The following is a 16,837-nucleotide window of genomic DNA, read 5'->3' as shown; positions in this document are numbered from 1 at the left end:
GTTAGACGCTCCCATCACTTTCATCACCAGACGCGTCAGAATCGACCTCTGCTTCGCTCAGAGCTTCCTCTTCGAGTGACTCAAGCAGATCGTCATCAATCAGATCCGGCTCATCATCTTCCTTACGCAGCTGCGCCACCTGGGAAGGCGTAAGTTCGCCAAATACCAGGTTCGGGATTTCGTCGTCTTCGTTCTCTGCGCGATCCATGCCGAGCGCTTTCGAGGATATTTCGAAGCACTTAGCGAGTGTGCCGCTGGCACGCTGGAGACTCTTCAGGTCATCTTCGATGGTTGCGAGTGGCCTGCCGTCCTTCTTGGCTGTGGCCACCTCATGCATCACCATACGACCGAGTGCGAACGCCCAATCGTCGTAACGAGTCCGGCGCTCTTCGATTTTCTCTGCACGCGCCTTCGCACGCAGCTCTGCGTCGGATTTGAGCGACTCGCGCACCATCTTCCCAACGGAGTCCGCGCCTTTCTCTAATCCACGCTTTTTGAAATGTCTGGAGAGCGTTTCACGACGAATGCCGTACTCTTCCTCCAGCTTGGAGAGTGTGTATTCGCCGGAAGTCCACTTCGCTTCGGCTTCTGCCCACTCAGCTGGCGTCAGGCGAGTTTTGCTCTCGTCTTTTTCTACAGTCATAGATCCCTCTAAAACACTCAGAGCGCATCCTTGCGCTCCTAAACAACTTGTTTAATTCTGTGCCTAACCAATTTGTTTTCTGGGTGTTTAAAACCGGGCTGGGGAGTATTCAGAACCTGCTTCCGTATATATTTAATAAGTCACTTAGTATTTATATATACGGAAGCAGGCTCTCAAACTGGCTCCCAGACCGACTTACATCACCAGTAATTTGGCTCTGGCACGACCTAACGTGGTCAGTCCCAGCGTGCGACGGTGGTAGCCGGAATCACCGCGCTGGCGGCACATTCCTTTCTCCACCAGCCCCTTTTTCACCAGTGCTCGGATAGAGAACTGCATACTCTGTTTGGTCGTTTTGTACGGCAGCACTTCAAGCAGCTCGTCCAGATCGAGCAGATGCCCACGCTCATGGCCTAAATTGATGGTTTTGATGATGTCTTTTTGTTTGTCGGTCAACGTCATGGCAAATCCTTATGCCGGTAATGCAATTTCAAGAGGTTTATTCAAAGGCTGTTTGTCGAATGCCAGCAGTGGCAGCGTGTCAGGCAGCTGACGGCCAAAGTCCGGGTTTCGGTACACGCCATACAGCGGAGACGTGAAGCTCAGGTTGTGAATGTCCTTGAGCAGCTTCACGATGCTGGCCTCGTCCACCAGACTGTCGGCAATGTCCTGAATCGTCGTGCCACGATTACGCCCGGCTTTGGCCAGGGAACTGTTCTTGTGGTAGTCAGCGACCAGATCACGCAGCGCACGACGACGGCGAGACTCACTCATGGCGAACAGCTCTTTGACGATCGCTTCGTTGTCGCCAGGGTCGGAACGGAAATGACGCTGGAAGACGCGCAACGCACTCTCATAGCTCTTCGGACGCTCCGGACGGATGAACTGGAACCCTGCTTTCATGGCGAACGGGTTGTATTTGCTCATCGACGACTGGATCTCGATGATTGGCCGGTCGTGCATCCTGCTAACCAGATTAATCATTCGATAGGAGACGCCGACGCCGCGGTACTGAGTGTCCACAACGGAACGGCTGATCACCGCAAAGTTGTTGTTCACGTACCGGCCCCAATACTGGTTGGCCACGGTGGTATTGGTGGTTGGCTTCAGCTTAGGAAACATGCGATGGCGAGGCGCCAGCAGCAGTTTCGGGTAAGCCATAACCACGACGCCCACCAGCCTGTCGTCCAGTTCGCAGCGATAATACGTTGGCGCAAACGGCTTACCATCCGTCTTGTAGTGCAGCGACTTCAGCGCGTGCCAGTCTTCAACCGTACCTTTGGTAACGGTCATCCGCTCCAGAAAGTCCAGATGACGCGGGAACTCTTCCGGGCGGTAGCGTTTGATGATGATGTCTGTCATGTCGATCACCTGCGCTCGATATTGGCATTGATGAAGTCCAGGCGAAGCGATTCCATCGCCCCAACCATGACGTATGGACGCCCACCGTTATGCCAGCAATCCAGAACACTACCGTCGTTGTTGATCATCAGCAGCGCCAGGCTCTGGCTTTTGCCTTCTCTGGCGTACTGGAGTGCTTCTTCCAGCAGGCGGATGACTTCAACGTTGTTGTTGTCAGCCTCTTTCGATGGCTTCAGCTCTACGATCTTCAAATCAGGCATATTCCACCTTCACGCGTTCTTTGTAGTGCTTGGTGATCTGCATATCCGGGCGCAGCGCGTTCTTCAGGTCTTCGTGGGTCGTCGCCACCATTACCGTCGCACCAACCTTTCGTGCGGCACGCTGGAGGTTCGACGCCACAACCTGAGCGGTTACACGGTCGAGAACAGCGCCAAATTCGTCGGCTGCCCAGACTTTGGTGCCTGACTCGATCAGCTTGGCGATCTTGAGACGGTATTTCTGGCCGTCAGACATCTCGGATGGCTTGCGCACAAAGAGATAGGCGTCATTCAATCCGGCCATAGACAGCAGCCCCAGCGCTTCGCTGGTGGTTTTGCCCAGCTGGTCGATGACGTTAACCTCATTGTCGAAGGTAAAGTCATCGATGGAGGCTACAGAAAGCCCTTCATCCTTCATCTGGCGTTGCAGCTCGCGCAGCACAACGGATTTACCGGAACCGGATTGGCCGGTGATGTACACCACATCGCCCTGCTTCACTTCCAGCTCCAGATTGTCGTAAAGCGTCCACTCTTTTTCGTCCAGGCCAAGACCGAATGATTCGGCAATCTCCAGCGTGCGCGTGGTTTTGTTCACGCGGGTCTGAAACGATACGTTGATGGTGTATTTACTCATGCAGCCAGCTCCCCAGAAGAAACTTTCTCCGCATACGCCACGAAAGCGTCTACCCCGCTCTCTCCCGTGATTTCTTCCATGTGGGCAAGCAAATCCCCAACCACAATGGCAGAGCCAGCAGGGAGCGTTTTAAAGCCCAATACGTCGATGACGCGGACTTCTTCAGAGGCCACTTCGCGACTGATCTCGGTGTGCTCTTCTTTCTGGCGTTCTGTCTCTTCGCCCAGATCGAGCACCAGAGAGCCGGTTTCCATCTCTTCGGTCATGCTGCCGACAAGCACGTTCAGCTCGCGCTCTTCAAAACCGAAGACCTCGACGTCGCCCAGCACCAGGGATTCCAGCTCCTGCTGCAATTTGATGGCGTCGTAGTCAATACTGGCCAGGCGGTTGTCTTCCAGACGCTTCGCCTTCACTTCTTCTTCGCTCAGATCGTCGCGGACGATGACCGGCACACGCCCCAGACCAGCCAGAAGAGCCGCCTCGCGACGACCGTGGCCAGTAATGATGACGTCGTGCTTGTCGACCGTGATCGGCTGGTCAAAACCGCGCTTTTTGATGGCGGCCGCCAGGTCGCGGATCTGCTGTTCGTCATGTTTTTTGGCGTTCATCTCATACGGGATGAGTTCTGCCGGGTTTCGATAGACGATTTCAAAGTTTTTGGTCATTACATACGCTCCTTGTAGTAGTCGACCAGCCACACCAGGGCTTCCCCGGCGTTCTCCATTTCGTTACCGGTATTGATTCCCTGCTCTTTGATGATGGTTTTGATGGTGTCGGCGACGCGATCTGACGCATCAAACGTCACTTTGAAGCGCATCGTCTGGTGTTCAGCACCGACTCGCTCGGTTTTCTCGCGTTTGTCCTCGTCTACCGGCTCGTCATCGCCACGGGAGAGCGCTTCCAGCGCTTCAAGATCGATAACGGACGCTTTGGCGAGTGTTGCCGCCATTTCGTCGTCATACGGGGCGATATCGGACAACCGGTAGTCGATTTCAGACTGGATTTCTTCGATTAAGCGCTGCAAAGCGACCTGATCGTCTTCGCCGTAGCGCTCGTTATCGACGAGGGACATCTGTTTGGCCACCAGGTCGTTAATTTTGCCCACGGAGATGACGGGAACCGTTGAAATGCCCTGCTCCATCGCGGCACGCCAGCGGTGTTCGCCACCGAGGATCTCAAAAACGCCCCCGTCCAGCTCCCGCGCCAGAATTGGCTTAAAAAAGCCCAATTTTTCGATAGAGCCTTTCAGTTTTTCGAAGTTTTGCGCCCCAACGGAGTTGGTATTCCAGGGATTCGGACGCAGGTTCGCGACTTCCACCTGCAGAATCGTAATTTTCACACCCATAATTCTGATACAATCCATTGTATAAGTACTTACTTACTATAATAGCCAATTACCATACAAAAGGCACGAAGGAAAGAGGTTTATGACAGTTCGGATTGTATCGAATGCAGTCAATGCGCTGATTTCTGGCGCTGATGACAACGTGAAGCGGCTCGTTCAGGAGATGTTGAGCTATGAAGTGGAGGCTGGGGACTGGAAAGGAACCAGCACGATGTTCAACTGGAGCAAAAACGCGTTCCCGGCTGGGTTTGCGAAGCCAGTTTCAGCCAACCTTCTGAAAGCTGGCATCAAATGCGTGCATGTGCGCAAGGAAAAAGCCCCCGCGCTGGGCAAGCCGAACCCGGTAGTTAACCCATTCCCGTATAACCCGGACTATGCGTATCAGGATCAGACAGTGGAAACACTGGTGCGCGAAGGGATGATGATTGCCCAGATTGCGACGGGTGGCGGTAAATCGAACGTAGCGTGTAAGGCAGCTGCTCGCATCGGTCGTATGACGCTGTTTTTAACCACGCGCTCGGTTCTGATGTTCCAGATGGCAGAGAACTTCCAGAAATCCATCGACTACCGCGCGGAGAATGGCGAGCCGTGGCTGAAAGGTCAGAAAGTTGGGGTGATTGGATCTGGTGAGTTCCAGGTCTCGCGCCATATCAACGTTGCCACGGTGCAGACCCTGGCCAGTTTTCTCGAAGAGCCGCCGCGCGACGCATCACCGGAGAAAAAACAGTACCACCTGAAGCGCCGGGAACTGGTTAAGCGCTTTCTGTCCAGCGTTTCTCTGCTGATTCTGGAAGAGGCACACGAATCATCAGGTTCAAACTTCTACGATATCGCCCGGTTGTGCATCAATGCCGATTACCGTCTGGCGCTGACAGCTACGCCGTTCATGAAGGACTCGACCGAAGCAAATATGCGTCTCATGGCTGTGGCCGGTCGCATTGAGATAAAGGTCACAGAGAAATATTTGATCGACCGAGGTATTTTAGCGAAACCCTACTTTCTATATCATAAAATCGCGTACACTCCAGACGAGGTGCGGATTAGGGCCGAACTTGCTTCGAAACACCTGAACTTTCGGGTTGGAATGAGTACGGCTTACCAGAAAGCCTATCAGTTAGGCATCGTTTACAATCTGGGCCGCAACGAGGCTATTGTGCGCGAAGCGTTAATGTACAAAAGTCACGGTCTGAACTGTATGACGCTGGTTCGTTTGAAGCGTCATGGTCAGATCTTGATGGAAATGATGAAAGAAAGCGGCCTCAAGGTCGATTTCATCTACGGAGAATCAAACCAGACTACCCGACAAGCAAAGCTCAACAGTCTGGCGGCAGGCAAGATAGATGTTCTGATTGGTTCAACCATTCTGGATGTTGGCGTCGACGTTCCAAGCGTAGGTGCGGTGATTCTGGGTGGTGGCGGCAAAGCCGAAGTTGAGATGCGCCAACGTGTTGGCCGCGGTCTTCGAGCCAAAAAGAATCAGGCTAACGTGTGCTTTATTACCGACTTCATCGACGTGAGCAACAAATACCTCATGTCGCACTCATATGAACGGAAGCACATTATCGACACTACGCCTGGGTTTGCCGAGGGAGTATTGCCGGTGGGTAGCACATTCGATTTCACTGTTTTGAATAGAGAGTAAGCATGAGCGAGAAACGCGCTATACACTGCCAGGTTCAGTTAACCGAAAAAGCAAACGACAAGCTGGAAACCTTTCAGAATCGACTGCGTGAACGCAACATTAAGCTGTCAAAGGCAGACATCATCAATCTGGTGCTGTCCAACATGACGATGGCTGATTTTGATAAAGCAGCTACGTCATTAGAGGCTTCTGCAAAGGCTCGTGAAAAGGTCATGAAGATTTACGAATCCTCTGGCATGACCAAAGAAGATCTGGCCGATATTCTCAAACGTCTCGATTAAGCATTAAGGGCGTCGCAAGACGCCTTGTTCGTTGAAGTGATAAGGATTTAGTTCAAGCCATGAAACACGTTCTACTTCCACTGATTACCATCCCCGTTTTACTCCTGAGTGCATGTTCATCCCGCCCTGTGTCTGTAGCTGATGCAAAACCGGCTCCGCAGGCCAGAGTTTTCAAATACCAGACGTCTGCACCAACCACGCTGGTGGTTATGAGGGACAAAGGTATGATAGGTGCGGGCTGCGACGCGTCCATCTTCATCAATGGTGAGACGGTTGCGAAACTTGAGACCGGTGAGAAAGCGACGTTCCATCTTGATGCCGGGCAATGGATTGTTGGCGCTTCTCTGGAGGGCGCCGGGCTGTGCGCACTGAACCCTGCTCGTCAGGAACGCGAGACCATCACCAAAGCTGGCGAGACGAAAGTCTTCCGGGTGTTCACCAGCAACGCAGGTGACATCGATATCCTACCAACGACACTGTGACGATATGACGAATATTACTGACATCACCTACGGGATTCCTGCAGAAGTCTGGCCGCGCGATTACACCAACGTGGAGAAGGCGCTGATGTTCTGGCGTAAGTCTCTCATTCCTGTAAGGGTCACGATGGAAGATGGTCAGGTGTTCTGCATGTACGTTCAGGGTCTCATGTCGTCGCGCAACAAAGTCGACCTTTGCCCTGCCCCGTTCGACAAAGAAAATCGTATAAGGCTCCCACTTGAGAGAATCAGCACGATTGAATCAGGTGTGACAGAAGGTATTGCGCACGACTTCACGGGTCGGACAACGGTACACCCAGACTATGTGGACAATCGGCCATCTCGCCGTGATTTCTTCAAAATTTGTCGCCAGGCTCATGAGATGCAGAAGTCTATAAGGGTCTACATGGCGGATGGCCGTGAACTTGAAGGTGTGTCTTCAGGCGTTGACGCTTGTCAGGTCACACTCAGCGTTGGCGATGGTCGGAAGATGGTCGTCATGTTCGATTGGGTTGAACGAATTTTACCGTTTTAAGTTATGAAAGCGATTTTACTATCCTCAATTCTTCTCGCATCGTCCACGGCAGCCTCAGCTATGGACTATAAACCAGTTATTCAGTCACTCATGAACGACGTTTGTTCGTCATCGGACAATGTGTCGGTTTGCATGTACCAGTTCGCAGCCGCTGTCAAAGCGGGAAAGACAATTGGAGAGAGTGTCCAAATCTGTAAGGGGCGTTCGGCTGACCAAAGGGAGATGTTGGGGTGTGATGCCAGCGAGTCATCGGCACACTTCGTCGATGCACTCTTTGACACCAACCGAAAAATTGTCGAGTCTGCTCAATAAATCTATAAGGGTAATAACCGGCTAAGTCCGGTTATTATTTTACGTGTCACTTCCCGTTATATTTATTTCACCCACCACAATTCCAGTTTAAATATATAAGGGTGATTGACCGAATAGAGAATTTATTTAGGCAACACCTTCGAGAAAACACTTTTTATTTCTAAGACTTTGATTTTTATTGAAGAAAATTTTTTTCGTTCCCGCGTAAAAAACTCTTGATTTTAATTTCTGTATATCGATAATTAGTCACATCGAAAGCGAACACGCTGACGATAAACAAATAACAAATTAAGTTATCAATATTACATAAGGATTAATATCATGTCTAACGTTGCTATCTCTAAAAAATCCATCATCGACGCTGCTGTAGTTATCGCTAATGAATTACAAGTTGCAGCCAACAACGCTACTCAGACTTATAACAATCATTATCAGAATGGTACGCACACAAAAGCAGATAAAGCTAACATGCTTGCAGCGACTACCAAACTTGCATACTTCACCAACAACGTTTTAAACGCTGTTAATGATGAGAAATTAGCTGGTGTCTTTTACTACGCGATTAAAGCAAGCAAACAAGCGCCAGAAGTATTTTTCCGTGAAGCTATGACAAATAGCTATTCACTCGAAAAATTGGTTTATCTGGTTAAGTCTATCAAGTCTGGTAAATGCGTTTATTCAGTCGCTGATATGTCCGGATCTCGCGTATTTGCATTAATCGAAATGATTAATGATGAACTGGAAACATTCACAAATGGCGCTGTTTTCGATTTGATGAATGAAGCCAAAAAAGAAAACGAGATTAAATTGGACGCTGGATATACTCAAGCCAACCAGTTAATCAATCTCTGCGAACGTCTCGGACTGGTGGAGAAGATCAAAGGAATGGGCGCAGCGAAAAACGGATCTCAGCAATATCGCTTTATCAAAAATGATTTTTATAACTATCTGGCTGATGCTTTCAAAGCGTAATTAATTGAATATAGCGCCCACTATGGGCGCTTATTCAAAGATCTTAAGTCTGCATTCAATTTTATTTTTAAGGAGCGTTTTTATGGTTATTTTTATCGCTGGCGTTAACATCCATAATCATACTCTTGTTTATGATATCGCTGGTTTAGCTGGTTACGCTCTCAGCTCTGAAGTAGTCGACGAAACCACGTTTAAAATAGATCTGAATAGCGCGGATCATAGGAAGCGCGCAGGAATCAAAGAATCCGATGTTCTTTTAATGATTCAAGATTTTTTAAACGCTGGCTTTAAAATTCACTTAGAAAAATAAAAACAATAGCGCCCACTATGGGCGCTTTTTTCGTTTCAAGATCCGCACACCATAACGCGCCATTATTGGCGCGTTTTTCATTGTCTGAAGTCAGCCAAAACAGACCAAAAATAAGCGCCATAAACGCGCCAATTTAACGCGTTTTTATGTGTGGTGGTACATACCCATTACCCACAATAAAAAACACGTTATAGCGCGTTTTACAGCGTTTTAGCGCGTGGCTTATTTTGTCGTGTCGTGGGCGTGATCGTCTGGCGATATCTGGCGACGTGATCCGCGCCATCCTTCGGGACGTGTCGGCAATATTGGCGCTATCCGTGGGCGCTCGCGTATCATTAGCACGTTGGCGCGACGTGTACGCGCTTCCTGTGGTTTACCCACGGATTCACATAATCACATAGAGAAAGCTATCTGGATGGCTCAGGGCCGAAACCCCACCAGCGCTACCCCAGCGCCCCTGCGATATTTTCTGGCAGGATTCTGGGCTTCTCCCGCTCAGTTTTCTACATAAAGGCAAACCCAGCCGTTTCCCGAAAATTCCCTGGCCGTTTCCCTTCAGTTCCCCGGACAGCTCTCTGGCCGTTTCTGAAATTCCCTGCGGCATCTGGTGGACGAAAAGAAAGGGGCGTTTCCAGCCCCTCCCCTCTTACTTGCCAGCCAGAATGTGAATGCGGTTCTTTCCGTACACCTCTTTCACGTATTCCCCGCACGAGACACTCCACGAGTCGATTCCTGCTTCGTAGGTGACGTTTTTGCACTTGATGGCATTGTTGGCGATACGCATCCCCTCCCCCACTGCTTCCTGTTCGCTGAAGTCGAACCCGGATTCTGTTTTAACCCATAGCGCGATCTGCGTGGCGAACTCGATGAGTTTTGACTGGCAGAAGCGACCGCTGCGTACCGGGAAGATGAATACGCCAAATCCGGAGGTGGAGACATACGCTTTCTCAAATACGCGCTTATGGCGACGGTTGCAGATAATGTCATTGGTGATCTGCTGTTTCTCTTTCCCGGACAGCTCGATGGCTACATTGTCACGCCAGGCGCCCATCACGCTTTTCTCGTTATCAGAGAACGTCACAGAAATATGGCCATGCGCAGGGGTGTTAACAGTAGCGATAAAATTCATGGTGATAATCCTTTAAACAACTTGTTTTCTTGTTGGTTTAATTATCGCTACGCGCATAAGGCGTCCAAGCGTTCTGTTCCGGCTGTTGGTGGCCGGCAGGGAGTCGGAGGGTTGTTCGGTAGCCTGGCGGTAAGAGGTGGGTGTTTTTAGCCTGCGGGAAACAGGATGGTCATTTAAGGCCACCAGCATGGGTGGCCTCGTTCTCTTAGTGGAGCAAACCGACGTCGATGGTATCGCCGGAGCCATCCACGCGGATCATCAGCATGGCGAAGGCATTTAATGGGTAGCCTGCGTGCCAGTCCGGGAAGCGGTCATCGCGCATGAAGTCGGCAATGTCATAAACGCTGTCCTCAAAGCGGAAGAAGCGGGCATCACATTGTTCGTCCTGTTCAATGTGGTCCATTTCCTGCTGCTCTTCCGGCGACAGGTCGAGCCAGGATTCCAGCCATACGTTTTCAGCTTTAGGGGAGATAGTGAAATCGGTCATGTGCATATCCTCCATGCGTAAACATCTTGTTTTCTTGTTGGTGTAATTATCGCAATGTGGATAAGGCATAAAATATTTTGTTATCGGGGATAAGAAAATGGCGCGGGATACGCGCCATTGCAGTGATTAAGCGAATACGCTTTCCGGGATGTGGTTTTCCAGGGGAATGTTAGATGCGATACGCAGACCGTATTGCCCAAGCCAGGTAGAATTCATGTTGAGACCTGAATCGAACACCTCCTCGGCCTGTACCATCATTTTTTCAAACATTTCTTTATTCCCTTCGCGAAAATAGGCAGCCAGTTTTAGCAAGACCGGATCTGACGCATTACTGACGCTCTGGTAGCCTACCGAGTAAACTGCTGTGTCCCCTTCGCCGTTGCGAATTAAGGTGCTGGTGTGTACATCACCTCCGATGGTCTCGCGCAGAACGACGGTTAATTTCGCGACTTTCTCGCCGGAGGCTTTCTCGGAAGCATAATGCAAATCCATCACAAGACTCTCACGTGAAACTGTCATTTTTATCTCCCTGTAGTTGGTGGTTTTTATATTATTAAAGTAGGTATGTACTTACAATACAAGCAAGCAAAAAAGCCCCGAAGGATGGACGGGGCTGTCGTAGGGTCGACTAATCGCTTTTGCACATGTCAGGCTGTCGCCAGGAAAGAGGCACGCTGGATTTCTTGCTGGGCGACTTTGTTCGCCTCCAGTAGCGCCTGTTCCAGCTCTCCTTCCGGCCAGATAATCTGTTTTGCCATCCACCCTTTCCCACTCTGGCGACGCACACTCATCACGTAACGCGCGCGGGAGCCATTGTCGAACGAGACAAGTGTCTCTTTAAACAGGCGAATGGCAGTACCGTTGGCGATGATATCGAGCAAAGTCAGTTGGCTCAGAACTGCTGGCTTCTCTTTACGTGGCTGTCCCGCGCTCAGTTTGGTAATCATCGCGTTTTTCATAACTATCTCCGTAAACAACTTGTTTTCTTGTTGGTGTAAATAATACAGAGCTGAAAACGGGATAGAACCAATCTATTCAGGGTGTACTCCATGAATAGGTGACTTCACTATCATTGGCGATACATGGAAATGGCACTTCAAAAACCCAGCCTTCTTCATCCAACTTTTTGTACATAAGGAGATCTTGCTTCATCAGGTATTCATTAAAGTGATAGTTGTCTCCGTCAGTCCCTTTCTTGTGCCAGACAATTTCGTCTCCCTTCAACTGAACAAGCGCAACGATATCTTCCTCAACCTCCGGCGCTGGCTGGCGGTCTTCCATATCGCGAATGACGAAACAGATTAAGAAACAGTCCCCGGTGTCAGGGTTGCTGGTGGTGTAGTAGTGCATTTGATTCTCCAGTTTTTAGTTTTGCCTCCAGTCTATTCGTTGTCGCATTTGGACAGGTCAAGTTTTTTGGCCACCGTGCTGGTGGCCCCACTCTTAATCTTCGTCGTCCGGGAACTCGATGTGTACCGCGTCCACCAGCTCCCGCTTTTCATCTTCACTGAGCAGATGCCAGATATCCTTCCCTTTGGGTGATTCCCCTTCAGCCGGGACGAAAGACCACAACTTGCGGTACAACTCCGGTCCCACAGCATCCAGACACTCAGCTAGGGAATCCACGCTCCACACCTCAACCATCACAGGCATCTTAATCATCTCTTCACTCTCACTTCGTTTCTGACGTCGTGCAGTTCCACGCGACGGACATTGGGTTGTCCTCGATATGGAAATCAAACGTCCCTTCTCTGTATCCTTGAGAGATGAGCGTCGCCACGCGACCAGCAACATCCTGGGAACGGATAACGTCATCGAGGGAGATCTCACACTCGGAGGACTCTTCCTCGCCACAGAGGGTGATGCTGATATTCAGATGCTTGTACATGTGTTTCTCCTTTGTCTAAACACGTTGTTTTCTTGTTGGTGTTATTATCGCAATAAGAAAACGGGGAAAAAGAATTCCTTAAAGGCTGATGTGCTTGTGCCGATTTATTGCTATGTATGTATCTGGCTAACTCAGAGGGAATGTGATGAGCACTAAAGACTACACAGACGGGTACTTCAGCATCGACGCCGAGAGAGGCGAGTTGCTTCATGGCGGCATCACTGTCGGACGCGTCATTTTGGTTAACGGTCAGATTTACACAGAGCTGGACGATACCAGTTCAAACGCACCTGTCGTCTCCGGCCCCTTCGGGACAAGAGAAGAGGCGCTCGATGATTTGTGGGACAACAGGGACGATGCGAATCAGGGCAGTGAGATTTTCGAATAAACGTCCTCGGCGATTTCACCACCAAAACCCGTAACCCTTTACACTAGATCTGGCTTCCCGATATGAGCGTGCGAAGCTGATCTGGTTCCAACGCTCAACTGCGGGATTCACCAATTCCCGCACTATTCAGGTGAATGAGGAAAAGGCATGCTCCCGCAGCCGTCCCTCGCTCTGAACCGGGATGTACCCGTTTCCCGACCTGCAGCCAGCCTTTTCCCGGTTCGTATAGCGGGATTCACACCGTTTCCCTGAAAACCTCCAGCCTTTTCCCTGCGGCGATGCTCCCGTTCCTGAAAAGGGACATGGCCTTTTCCCTCGATGGCCCGAAGGCTGACCGAAGGGGTGGATAGGGACGTTACGGGGGATGAAAACTATGGCTTGAATTTCTACGGAGAAAGTAGCGATACCCCTCTTCCCCTTCCCACTTATACCTCCAGTTAAATCTCTACGTATTTTCTCTCCTGTGGACGTGCAAGCCTTCCCCCTGATAACGCTCTGTACGGCGAGTATTCCTTTGGGTGAAATGGGCGGTTTGTTCTCTCTACCGGCGTATGTGGTTTCGTTGTTCTTGAGGTGGCTCTTCTCTGTGTTTTCGTCTGGGTTGTTATCGTCGTTTTGGTGAGTGTTCTTCTCCGTGTATGGAGTAATGGCAGGTGCGCTTTTACCTTCGTTTACGTGAAATGATGGAAGTGTGGGTAATGGCAGTAGGGCGCTTTAGTTGTTCTCCGCATATGAAGTAATGGCGTTCCCTGCTATTCAGGAATTTGCACTCTCTTCCGGGGTAATGGTGGGTAAGCGAGATTGCGACGGTTCCTGTTCTGGTCTGGGTTTGTCCGGGGTTTCGTTCTGGCTGTTCTTCTCCGTGTATTGGGTAATGGCGTGTAGAGGTTTGCGTGCGCGAGCTGCGTTCTCGGTTGCCTGGGGAGATTAGGTGGGTGGTCTGTAGCCTGGGGCAAAGAGGTGGGTCTTTTCGGTAGCCTGACAGGAAGAGGTGGGTGTTTCCGGGATTGTGGGTAATGGCGTCGCTGGGTTCTCTGTGGGTGTGGTTAACTTGTTTTCTTGTACCTGAAAACAACTTGTTTAGATGCTCAATATAACGCAACGGGAGCGCTTCTGAGCGTGTCTGTTTTTGGGTGGTATCACGAGTCGTTTTTGACGTTTAGGTCGCAGGGAGATGGATTCTGGTGCGCAGGATTTTGGGTATAAGAGATGGCGTGCGTAAACGTCAACTTTTTAGACCAAATCAGGGGAAAGCGTTGACTTTTCGTTGATGTGTTATTTATTTGTTTTCTTATGGGTGTAATTGGCTTAAATGCCTTGTCACGCCTGGGCTGGAGTAGGTTGGATGGATGGGGAAAGTGGCGATCAACGGACTCTTATAGAAATCCTCAATTTGTGACCGCCAATGTCAACGAGTTGCAGCCGCTAGTTGTTCAGATAGGCATCAGGAACGCGGACATAAAAGTTTCTGTCGCCGGTCAGTTCCAGAGTAACGTTAATGTCATTGCCGTTATCCAGCGTAGCCGTCGCTTTATAGAACTTGTCCGTCACCTTGTCCTGAATTGTCACCTTCATACATTTCGGCGCTGTGGTTCCGTTATTCTCTTTCAGAATGGTCGTTACGAGAGGACAAGCCGCTTCTTCAAGAGCAACCTCTTCCTGGTGCGGGATGCCGATAAAGATGATGCAAGCCAGCGAAGCGACAATGACGATAAACGGAATCCGACTCCCTTTTGTGATGGTCGCACGCTTCCAGAGATAGACCGGCAGGAAGAGTACGCCCCACAAAATGGCCGGTGGTTCATAGCCTGCTTCTGAGAGTGCCATTCTGTCGGCCACCAGCAAACCGATGACGGCAACACCGCCAATGACCATTGCGTAATTGAAGTACTCGTCTGGCGGTACGCCAAAGAAGAGAGGCAGGAACGCTAATATCCACGCATAAATATTTTTCAGAGGTTTTGTTTGTTGGTTCTGGGTTTCCATCACATCCATTCCATCAGATTAAAACAGTGGTCATATGTTACCAATTTTCCTCGCTTATATAACCTGATTACTCAACGGGTGGGCGATCACCAATCCCATGCAGGCAGCCCATCCACCAGCTCGGCGTCGCAATCGAAGTGAACCGCGTCATAGCCGGCATCCAGTACCTTCTGAATGTTCTCGATGGTTTGCCATGTGACGCCGTAATCACGTAGCTCTTCTTTCCAGTCGTTGCCACGCATACCTGCGCGGACAATCCATCCGTACTCCGTGCCGTGTACCCAATTCAGTCCACGATCTGTTAGTGGGTCGAAACAGATATTAGGCAGACACTCAGAGTCATGCTGTGTAACGTGGGCGGTGCTGATCACCGCCGTCTTATACGATTCGGTGATTTTCAGCATCATGCCTTCTCCTTTGGAAACAGAGTGTCGGCCGTGTCGGAGATGACGTCCCAATTCACGCCGACGCTGGCGTCATGGCACTCTTTGATTTTTCGCAAAACCTGAATGCACTGTTCGTCAGTCAGGTCTGGTCGCACTTCACCTACATCTTCCTTGTGCCACATCACCATCAGCAGCGGCTCGTCTTCTGGGTAGTTCTCCAGCTTTTCGATGATGTCTTTTGCGGTTCTGAGCATGATTAACCCCTTAAACAATTTGTTTTCTTGTTGGTGTTATTATCTCAAATAACAAAAGGCAGAAAACAAGATGTTTAAGGGATGATTAGGTGAGTTTGAAGTCATCTATGTCATCAACAAACTCCATATACCTGGCTTCGACACTCGACAATCTGATCAGATACGCAAGCCCGTAACTAAGTGAAGTGGGTTGCTCCAGCACAAATTCGAACCCATCATCATGCGTTTTACCAAGCCAGAATCCCCCACCGTATTCTTTTTCACGTTGGAAGAAAACGAACTGTCCTGGTATCAGGTGTTTGAGTGCTTCGCCTCTATAGACGATCTCATATTTGGAATTTTTGCTGCCCATTTTTCCCGCCCAACAATACTGTATAAAGAAACAGTAGTAATTATTGCAGTACCGGTCAACTTTGCTGGTTAAGGGAATAACAAGGTGGTGAAAACAATTTGTTTCGGCATTTGAGATTTTGCAAATCGCACATACATGGAAAACGGCAATTATTGAAACCTGATTTGACCCATGTGAAAGGAGGAAACGATGAAGACCTATGATCGCAACCGTAACGCTATCACTACCGGCAGCCGAGTGATGGTGGCAACGAATGGTGCAACGGGAGTCATCAAGGAAATCTGCGGAGAGGGCAAATCAGAAGAACAATTACGCCGTTCTGACTGCGTATCTATCGAAGGTGTGGAGGGTCTGTTCTGCCCAATGGATTTGGTTCGCTTAGGGTTCCACTAATTTCACCAACCAGAAAACAAATTGTTTAAGGCCACAATAGTGGCCTTAAATTTACTTACGGCACAGCGGTAATCAGATCGCAAATGCCTGTTTTAGTTAAATCACTATTCAGCTTCTGAAAATTAGCATTCAAAAGCGCGGTATGTATACGATTCTCAAGCTCAAAGAAAAGGTCGATCTTGCCCTCTTTTGCAGCGTGCTTCTTCCAGACATTTACCTGGTCATCGGCCATACGACTGGCGCAGGTGAACAAGAACGAGCTACCTCGTGGAAGAGATGTTGTGCTGTAGTACTCACCATCAACTTCAATATACTTGGCCCGGAACGACTCCAGAGTTAGCTCATTACCGCTCTTGACCGGCTTTGTGTCTGTCTTTTCCCGAACTTCAGGCTGTTTCTGCACCTGCTTCGGTGTCTCATTGGCCAGCGATGTACTGGCCGAGCCACCCAACCCCTTGAGTCCATTAATTTGGATAAGATAAGCCAGCTCAAGAGCCTTATCATCAGTGAGTTTTCCACGCATATTTATCCACTGACGTTGAACCGTCTTTAGGGTGTCTGCATCCCCCGGGTTCGCTTTGAGAGCAATAGAATAGGTAGAGCTAAGTTGTTCATCTAATTTTGACAGGCGTTCGTTATCGCAGATTTTGTGTTCGATTTCTGTCGAAGCCTTTTGGCAGTCGAAGCTGGCTGCAAATGCAGCTGGCGATGCCACCAACAATGATGCCAGTAGGATATTTTTCATATTCACTCCATAAATATAAAAGCGCCTGACTATAACACTTAACCGACTGCTTCTCTC

At 49.7% G+C, this 16,837-nt stretch carries 27 protein-coding genes and 1 pseudogene; 9 read left to right on the top strand and 19 right to left on the bottom strand.

Annotated features, from left to right (window positions below; translation table 11 throughout):
• Nucleotide 1: 1 nt before the first annotated feature.
• The 7 genes and pseudogenes from B9P82_RS22210 to B9P82_RS22180 all read right to left on the bottom strand — a co-directional run bounded on the left by B9P82_RS22210 (nucleotide 2) and on the right by B9P82_RS22180 (nucleotide 4,264).
• Nucleotides 2-643, bottom strand: a complete 642-nt coding sequence (locus B9P82_RS22210; protein ID WP_050194567.1) for a hypothetical protein — start codon at nucleotides 641-643, stop codon at nucleotides 2-4.
• Between the two features lie 195 nt (nucleotides 644-838).
• A complete protein-coding gene (locus B9P82_RS22205; RefSeq protein WP_000176291.1) occupies nucleotides 839-1,105 on the bottom strand; it encodes a hypothetical protein in 267 nt (88 codons plus the stop codon).
• Nucleotides 1,106-1,114: 9 nt separating this feature from the next.
• Nucleotides 1,115-2,005 (bottom strand): hypothetical protein, encoded by an 891-nt coding sequence (locus B9P82_RS22200; RefSeq protein ID WP_002211789.1) that lies wholly within the window; start codon nucleotides 2,003-2,005, stop codon nucleotides 1,115-1,117.
• Between the two features lie 5 nt (nucleotides 2,006-2,010).
• Nucleotides 2,011-2,265, bottom strand: coding sequence for a hypothetical protein (locus B9P82_RS22195; RefSeq protein WP_001113021.1), 255 nt, complete (start codon nucleotides 2,263-2,265; stop codon nucleotides 2,011-2,013).
• Nucleotides 2,258-2,896 (bottom strand): ATP-binding cassette domain-containing protein, encoded by a 639-nt coding sequence (locus tag B9P82_RS22190; protein WP_101700939.1) that lies wholly within the window; start codon nucleotides 2,894-2,896, stop codon nucleotides 2,258-2,260. The genes B9P82_RS22195 and B9P82_RS22190 overlap by 8 nt, the downstream gene beginning before the upstream one ends.
• Nucleotides 2,893-3,561 carry a ParB/Srx family N-terminal domain-containing protein gene (locus B9P82_RS22185; RefSeq protein ID WP_101700938.1) on the bottom strand — a complete coding sequence of 223 codons (669 nt, stop codon included), beginning with the start codon at nucleotides 3,559-3,561 and terminating at the stop codon, nucleotides 2,893-2,895. Before B9P82_RS22185 ends, B9P82_RS22190 begins: the two co-directional genes overlap by 4 nt.
• Nucleotides 3,561-4,264, bottom strand: a pseudogene (locus B9P82_RS22180) (ParB/RepB/Spo0J family partition protein). The gene B9P82_RS22185 and the pseudogene B9P82_RS22180 overlap by 1 nt, the downstream one beginning before the upstream one ends.
• 59 nt (nucleotides 4,265-4,323) lie before the next feature.
• On the opposite strand from B9P82_RS22180, the gene B9P82_RS22175 reads away from it, so the two are divergent.
• The 6 genes from B9P82_RS22175 to B9P82_RS22145 all read left to right on the top strand — a co-directional run bounded on the left by B9P82_RS22175 (nucleotide 4,324) and on the right by B9P82_RS22145 (nucleotide 8,772).
• Nucleotides 4,324-5,883: a DEAD/DEAH box helicase gene (locus B9P82_RS22175; RefSeq protein ID WP_048665928.1), complete on the top strand. Its 1,560-nt coding sequence runs from the start codon at nucleotides 4,324-4,326 to the stop codon at nucleotides 5,881-5,883.
• Nucleotides 5,884-5,885: 2 nt separating this feature from the next.
• Nucleotides 5,886-6,164, top strand: coding sequence for a hypothetical protein (locus B9P82_RS22170; RefSeq protein WP_001291547.1), 279 nt, complete (start codon nucleotides 5,886-5,888; stop codon nucleotides 6,162-6,164).
• 59 nt (nucleotides 6,165-6,223) lie between these two features.
• Entirely contained in the window at nucleotides 6,224-6,646 is a 423-nt protein-coding gene (locus tag B9P82_RS22165) for a hypothetical protein (RefSeq protein ID WP_000683475.1), read from the top strand.
• A 4-nt stretch (nucleotides 6,647-6,650) separates the two neighbouring features.
• Nucleotides 6,651-7,178, top strand: a complete 528-nt coding sequence (locus B9P82_RS22160; protein ID WP_000182009.1) for a transcriptional regulator — start codon at nucleotides 6,651-6,653, stop codon at nucleotides 7,176-7,178.
• Between the two features lie 633 nt (nucleotides 7,179-7,811).
• Nucleotides 7,812-8,462 carry a hypothetical protein gene (locus B9P82_RS22150; protein WP_023316005.1) on the top strand — a complete coding sequence of 217 codons (651 nt, stop codon included), beginning with the start codon at nucleotides 7,812-7,814 and terminating at the stop codon, nucleotides 8,460-8,462.
• A gap of 82 nt (nucleotides 8,463-8,544) precedes the next feature.
• Nucleotides 8,545-8,772, top strand: a complete 228-nt coding sequence (locus B9P82_RS22145) for a hypothetical protein (RefSeq protein WP_101700935.1) — start codon at nucleotides 8,545-8,547, stop codon at nucleotides 8,770-8,772.
• Between the two features lie 646 nt (nucleotides 8,773-9,418).
• Here the strand turns inward: B9P82_RS22145 and B9P82_RS22135 are convergent.
• The 7 genes from B9P82_RS22135 to B9P82_RS22100 all read right to left on the bottom strand — a co-directional run bounded on the left by B9P82_RS22135 (nucleotide 9,419) and on the right by B9P82_RS22100 (nucleotide 12,276).
• Entirely contained in the window at nucleotides 9,419-9,901 is a 483-nt protein-coding gene (locus B9P82_RS22135; RefSeq protein WP_101700934.1) for a hypothetical protein, read from the bottom strand.
• Nucleotides 9,902-10,106: 205 nt separating this feature from the next.
• Nucleotides 10,107-10,388 carry a hypothetical protein gene (locus tag B9P82_RS22125; protein ID WP_016051708.1) on the bottom strand — a complete coding sequence of 94 codons (282 nt, stop codon included), beginning with the start codon at nucleotides 10,386-10,388 and terminating at the stop codon, nucleotides 10,107-10,109.
• A 126-nt stretch (nucleotides 10,389-10,514) separates the two neighbouring features.
• Entirely contained in the window at nucleotides 10,515-10,907 is a 393-nt protein-coding gene (locus B9P82_RS22120) for a hypothetical protein (RefSeq protein ID WP_101700932.1), read from the bottom strand.
• A gap of 128 nt (nucleotides 10,908-11,035) precedes the next feature.
• Nucleotides 11,036-11,347: a hypothetical protein gene (locus B9P82_RS22115; RefSeq protein WP_000786235.1), complete on the bottom strand. Its 312-nt coding sequence runs from the start codon at nucleotides 11,345-11,347 to the stop codon at nucleotides 11,036-11,038.
• 76 nt (nucleotides 11,348-11,423) lie between these two features.
• Nucleotides 11,424-11,738 carry a hypothetical protein gene (locus B9P82_RS22110; protein ID WP_000559556.1) on the bottom strand — a complete coding sequence of 105 codons (315 nt, stop codon included), beginning with the start codon at nucleotides 11,736-11,738 and terminating at the stop codon, nucleotides 11,424-11,426.
• A 93-nt stretch (nucleotides 11,739-11,831) separates the two neighbouring features.
• Nucleotides 11,832-12,047: a hypothetical protein gene (locus tag B9P82_RS22105; RefSeq protein WP_162269381.1), complete on the bottom strand. Its 216-nt coding sequence runs from the start codon at nucleotides 12,045-12,047 to the stop codon at nucleotides 11,832-11,834.
• A 13-nt stretch (nucleotides 12,048-12,060) separates the two neighbouring features.
• Nucleotides 12,061-12,276, bottom strand: coding sequence for a hypothetical protein (locus tag B9P82_RS22100; protein WP_101700931.1), 216 nt, complete (start codon nucleotides 12,274-12,276; stop codon nucleotides 12,061-12,063).
• A 145-nt stretch (nucleotides 12,277-12,421) separates the two neighbouring features.
• Between B9P82_RS22100 and B9P82_RS22095 the strand changes: the two genes are divergently transcribed.
• Together B9P82_RS22095 and B9P82_RS22090 are read left to right on the top strand one after the other, a co-directional pair.
• The gene (locus B9P82_RS22095) at nucleotides 12,422-12,664 is read left to right on the top strand and encodes a hypothetical protein (RefSeq protein WP_047722181.1); all 243 of its coding nucleotides are present in this window, start codon (nucleotides 12,422-12,424) and stop codon (nucleotides 12,662-12,664) included.
• A 718-nt stretch (nucleotides 12,665-13,382) separates the two neighbouring features.
• On the top strand, nucleotides 13,383-13,595 hold the full coding sequence (locus B9P82_RS22090) for a hypothetical protein (protein ID WP_246842146.1): 213 nt from the start codon (nucleotides 13,383-13,385) through the stop codon (nucleotides 13,593-13,595).
• A gap of 494 nt (nucleotides 13,596-14,089) precedes the next feature.
• Here B9P82_RS22090 and B9P82_RS22085 read toward each other — a convergent pair whose 3' ends face one another.
• The 4 genes from B9P82_RS22085 to B9P82_RS22070 form a co-directional block, all read right to left on the bottom strand.
• Nucleotides 14,090-14,650, bottom strand: coding sequence for a hypothetical protein (locus B9P82_RS22085; RefSeq protein ID WP_071684153.1), 561 nt, complete (start codon nucleotides 14,648-14,650; stop codon nucleotides 14,090-14,092).
• A gap of 86 nt (nucleotides 14,651-14,736) precedes the next feature.
• Entirely contained in the window at nucleotides 14,737-15,057 is a 321-nt protein-coding gene (locus tag B9P82_RS22080; protein WP_016051698.1) for a DUF5983 family protein, read from the bottom strand.
• Nucleotides 15,054-15,290 (bottom strand): hypothetical protein, encoded by a 237-nt coding sequence (locus B9P82_RS22075; protein ID WP_101700930.1) that lies wholly within the window; start codon nucleotides 15,288-15,290, stop codon nucleotides 15,054-15,056. Before B9P82_RS22075 ends, B9P82_RS22080 begins: the two co-directional genes overlap by 4 nt.
• Before the next feature lie 85 nt (nucleotides 15,291-15,375).
• Nucleotides 15,376-15,642, bottom strand: coding sequence for a hypothetical protein (locus B9P82_RS22070; protein WP_047722265.1), 267 nt, complete (start codon nucleotides 15,640-15,642; stop codon nucleotides 15,376-15,378).
• Between the two features lie 189 nt (nucleotides 15,643-15,831).
• Here B9P82_RS22070 and ydfZ point away from each other — a divergent pair, with 189 nt between their 5' ends.
• Entirely contained in the window at nucleotides 15,832-16,035 is a 204-nt protein-coding gene (gene ydfZ, locus B9P82_RS22065) for a putative selenium delivery protein YdfZ (RefSeq protein ID WP_006812537.1), read from the top strand.
• 55 nt (nucleotides 16,036-16,090) lie between these two features.
• Here ydfZ and B9P82_RS22060 read toward each other — a convergent pair whose 3' ends face one another.
• The gene (locus B9P82_RS22060) at nucleotides 16,091-16,780 is read right to left on the bottom strand and encodes a lysozyme inhibitor LprI family protein (protein ID WP_047722264.1); all 690 of its coding nucleotides are present in this window, start codon (nucleotides 16,778-16,780) and stop codon (nucleotides 16,091-16,093) included.
• Nucleotides 16,781-16,837: the final 57 nt, after the last annotated feature.

The sequence above is a fragment of the Citrobacter sp. L55 genome (genome assembly GCF_002850715.1).
In the GTDB taxonomy this organism is placed as follows: Bacteria; Pseudomonadota; Gammaproteobacteria; order Enterobacterales; family Enterobacteriaceae; genus Citrobacter; species Citrobacter braakii.
The sequence above is the reverse complement of the archived record's forward strand: the minus strand, read 5'-3'. Positions and strand labels throughout refer to the sequence as shown.

Coding starts and splice junctions, on each gene's coding strand:
- B9P82_RS22115 (WP_000786235.1), bottom strand. CDS start 11,347: ATGAAAAACGCGATGATTACCAAACTGAGCGCGGGACAGCCACGTAAA.
- B9P82_RS22160 (WP_000182009.1), top strand. CDS start 6,651: ATGACGAATATTACTGACATCACCTACGGGATTCCTGCAGAAGTCTGG.
- B9P82_RS22095 (WP_047722181.1), top strand. CDS start 12,422: ATGAGCACTAAAGACTACACAGACGGGTACTTCAGCATCGACGCCGAG.
- B9P82_RS22190 (WP_101700939.1), bottom strand. CDS start 2,896: ATGAGTAAATACACCATCAACGTATCGTTTCAGACCCGCGTGAACAAA.
- B9P82_RS22185 (WP_101700938.1), bottom strand. CDS start 3,561: ATGACCAAAAACTTTGAAATCGTCTATCGAAACCCGGCAGAACTCATC.
- B9P82_RS22165 (WP_000683475.1), top strand. CDS start 6,224: ATGAAACACGTTCTACTTCCACTGATTACCATCCCCGTTTTACTCCTG.
- B9P82_RS22200 (WP_002211789.1), bottom strand. CDS start 2,005: ATGACAGACATCATCATCAAACGCTACCGCCCGGAAGAGTTCCCGCGT.
- ydfZ (WP_006812537.1), top strand. CDS start 15,832: ATGAAGACCTATGATCGCAACCGTAACGCTATCACTACCGGCAGCCGA.
- B9P82_RS22125 (WP_016051708.1), bottom strand. CDS start 10,388: ATGACCGATTTCACTATCTCCCCTAAAGCTGAAAACGTATGGCTGGAA.
- B9P82_RS22135 (WP_101700934.1), bottom strand. CDS start 9,901: ATGAATTTTATCGCTACTGTTAACACCCCTGCGCATGGCCATATTTCT.
- B9P82_RS22145 (WP_101700935.1), top strand. CDS start 8,545: ATGGTTATTTTTATCGCTGGCGTTAACATCCATAATCATACTCTTGTT.
- B9P82_RS22070 (WP_047722265.1), bottom strand. CDS start 15,642: ATGGGCAGCAAAAATTCCAAATATGAGATCGTCTATAGAGGCGAAGCA.
- B9P82_RS22150 (WP_023316005.1), top strand. CDS start 7,812: ATGTCTAACGTTGCTATCTCTAAAAAATCCATCATCGACGCTGCTGTA.
- B9P82_RS22060 (WP_047722264.1), bottom strand. CDS start 16,780: ATGAAAAATATCCTACTGGCATCATTGTTGGTGGCATCGCCAGCTGCA.
- B9P82_RS22175 (WP_048665928.1), top strand. CDS start 4,324: ATGACAGTTCGGATTGTATCGAATGCAGTCAATGCGCTGATTTCTGGC.
- B9P82_RS22110 (WP_000559556.1), bottom strand. CDS start 11,738: ATGCACTACTACACCACCAGCAACCCTGACACCGGGGACTGTTTCTTA.
- B9P82_RS22080 (WP_016051698.1), bottom strand. CDS start 15,057: ATGATGCTGAAAATCACCGAATCGTATAAGACGGCGGTGATCAGCACC.
- B9P82_RS22075 (WP_101700930.1), bottom strand. CDS start 15,290: ATGCTCAGAACCGCAAAAGACATCATCGAAAAGCTGGAGAACTACCCA.
- B9P82_RS22210 (WP_050194567.1), bottom strand. CDS start 643: ATGACTGTAGAAAAAGACGAGAGCAAAACTCGCCTGACGCCAGCTGAG.
- B9P82_RS22100 (WP_101700931.1), bottom strand. CDS start 12,276: ATGTACAAGCATCTGAATATCAGCATCACCCTCTGTGGCGAGGAAGAG.
- B9P82_RS22195 (WP_001113021.1), bottom strand. CDS start 2,265: ATGCCTGATTTGAAGATCGTAGAGCTGAAGCCATCGAAAGAGGCTGAC.
- B9P82_RS22085 (WP_071684153.1), bottom strand. CDS start 14,650: ATGGAAACCCAGAACCAACAAACAAAACCTCTGAAAAATATTTATGCG.
- B9P82_RS22170 (WP_001291547.1), top strand. CDS start 5,886: ATGAGCGAGAAACGCGCTATACACTGCCAGGTTCAGTTAACCGAAAAA.
- B9P82_RS22205 (WP_000176291.1), bottom strand. CDS start 1,105: ATGACGTTGACCGACAAACAAAAAGACATCATCAAAACCATCAATTTA.
- B9P82_RS22120 (WP_101700932.1), bottom strand. CDS start 10,907: ATGACAGTTTCACGTGAGAGTCTTGTGATGGATTTGCATTATGCTTCC.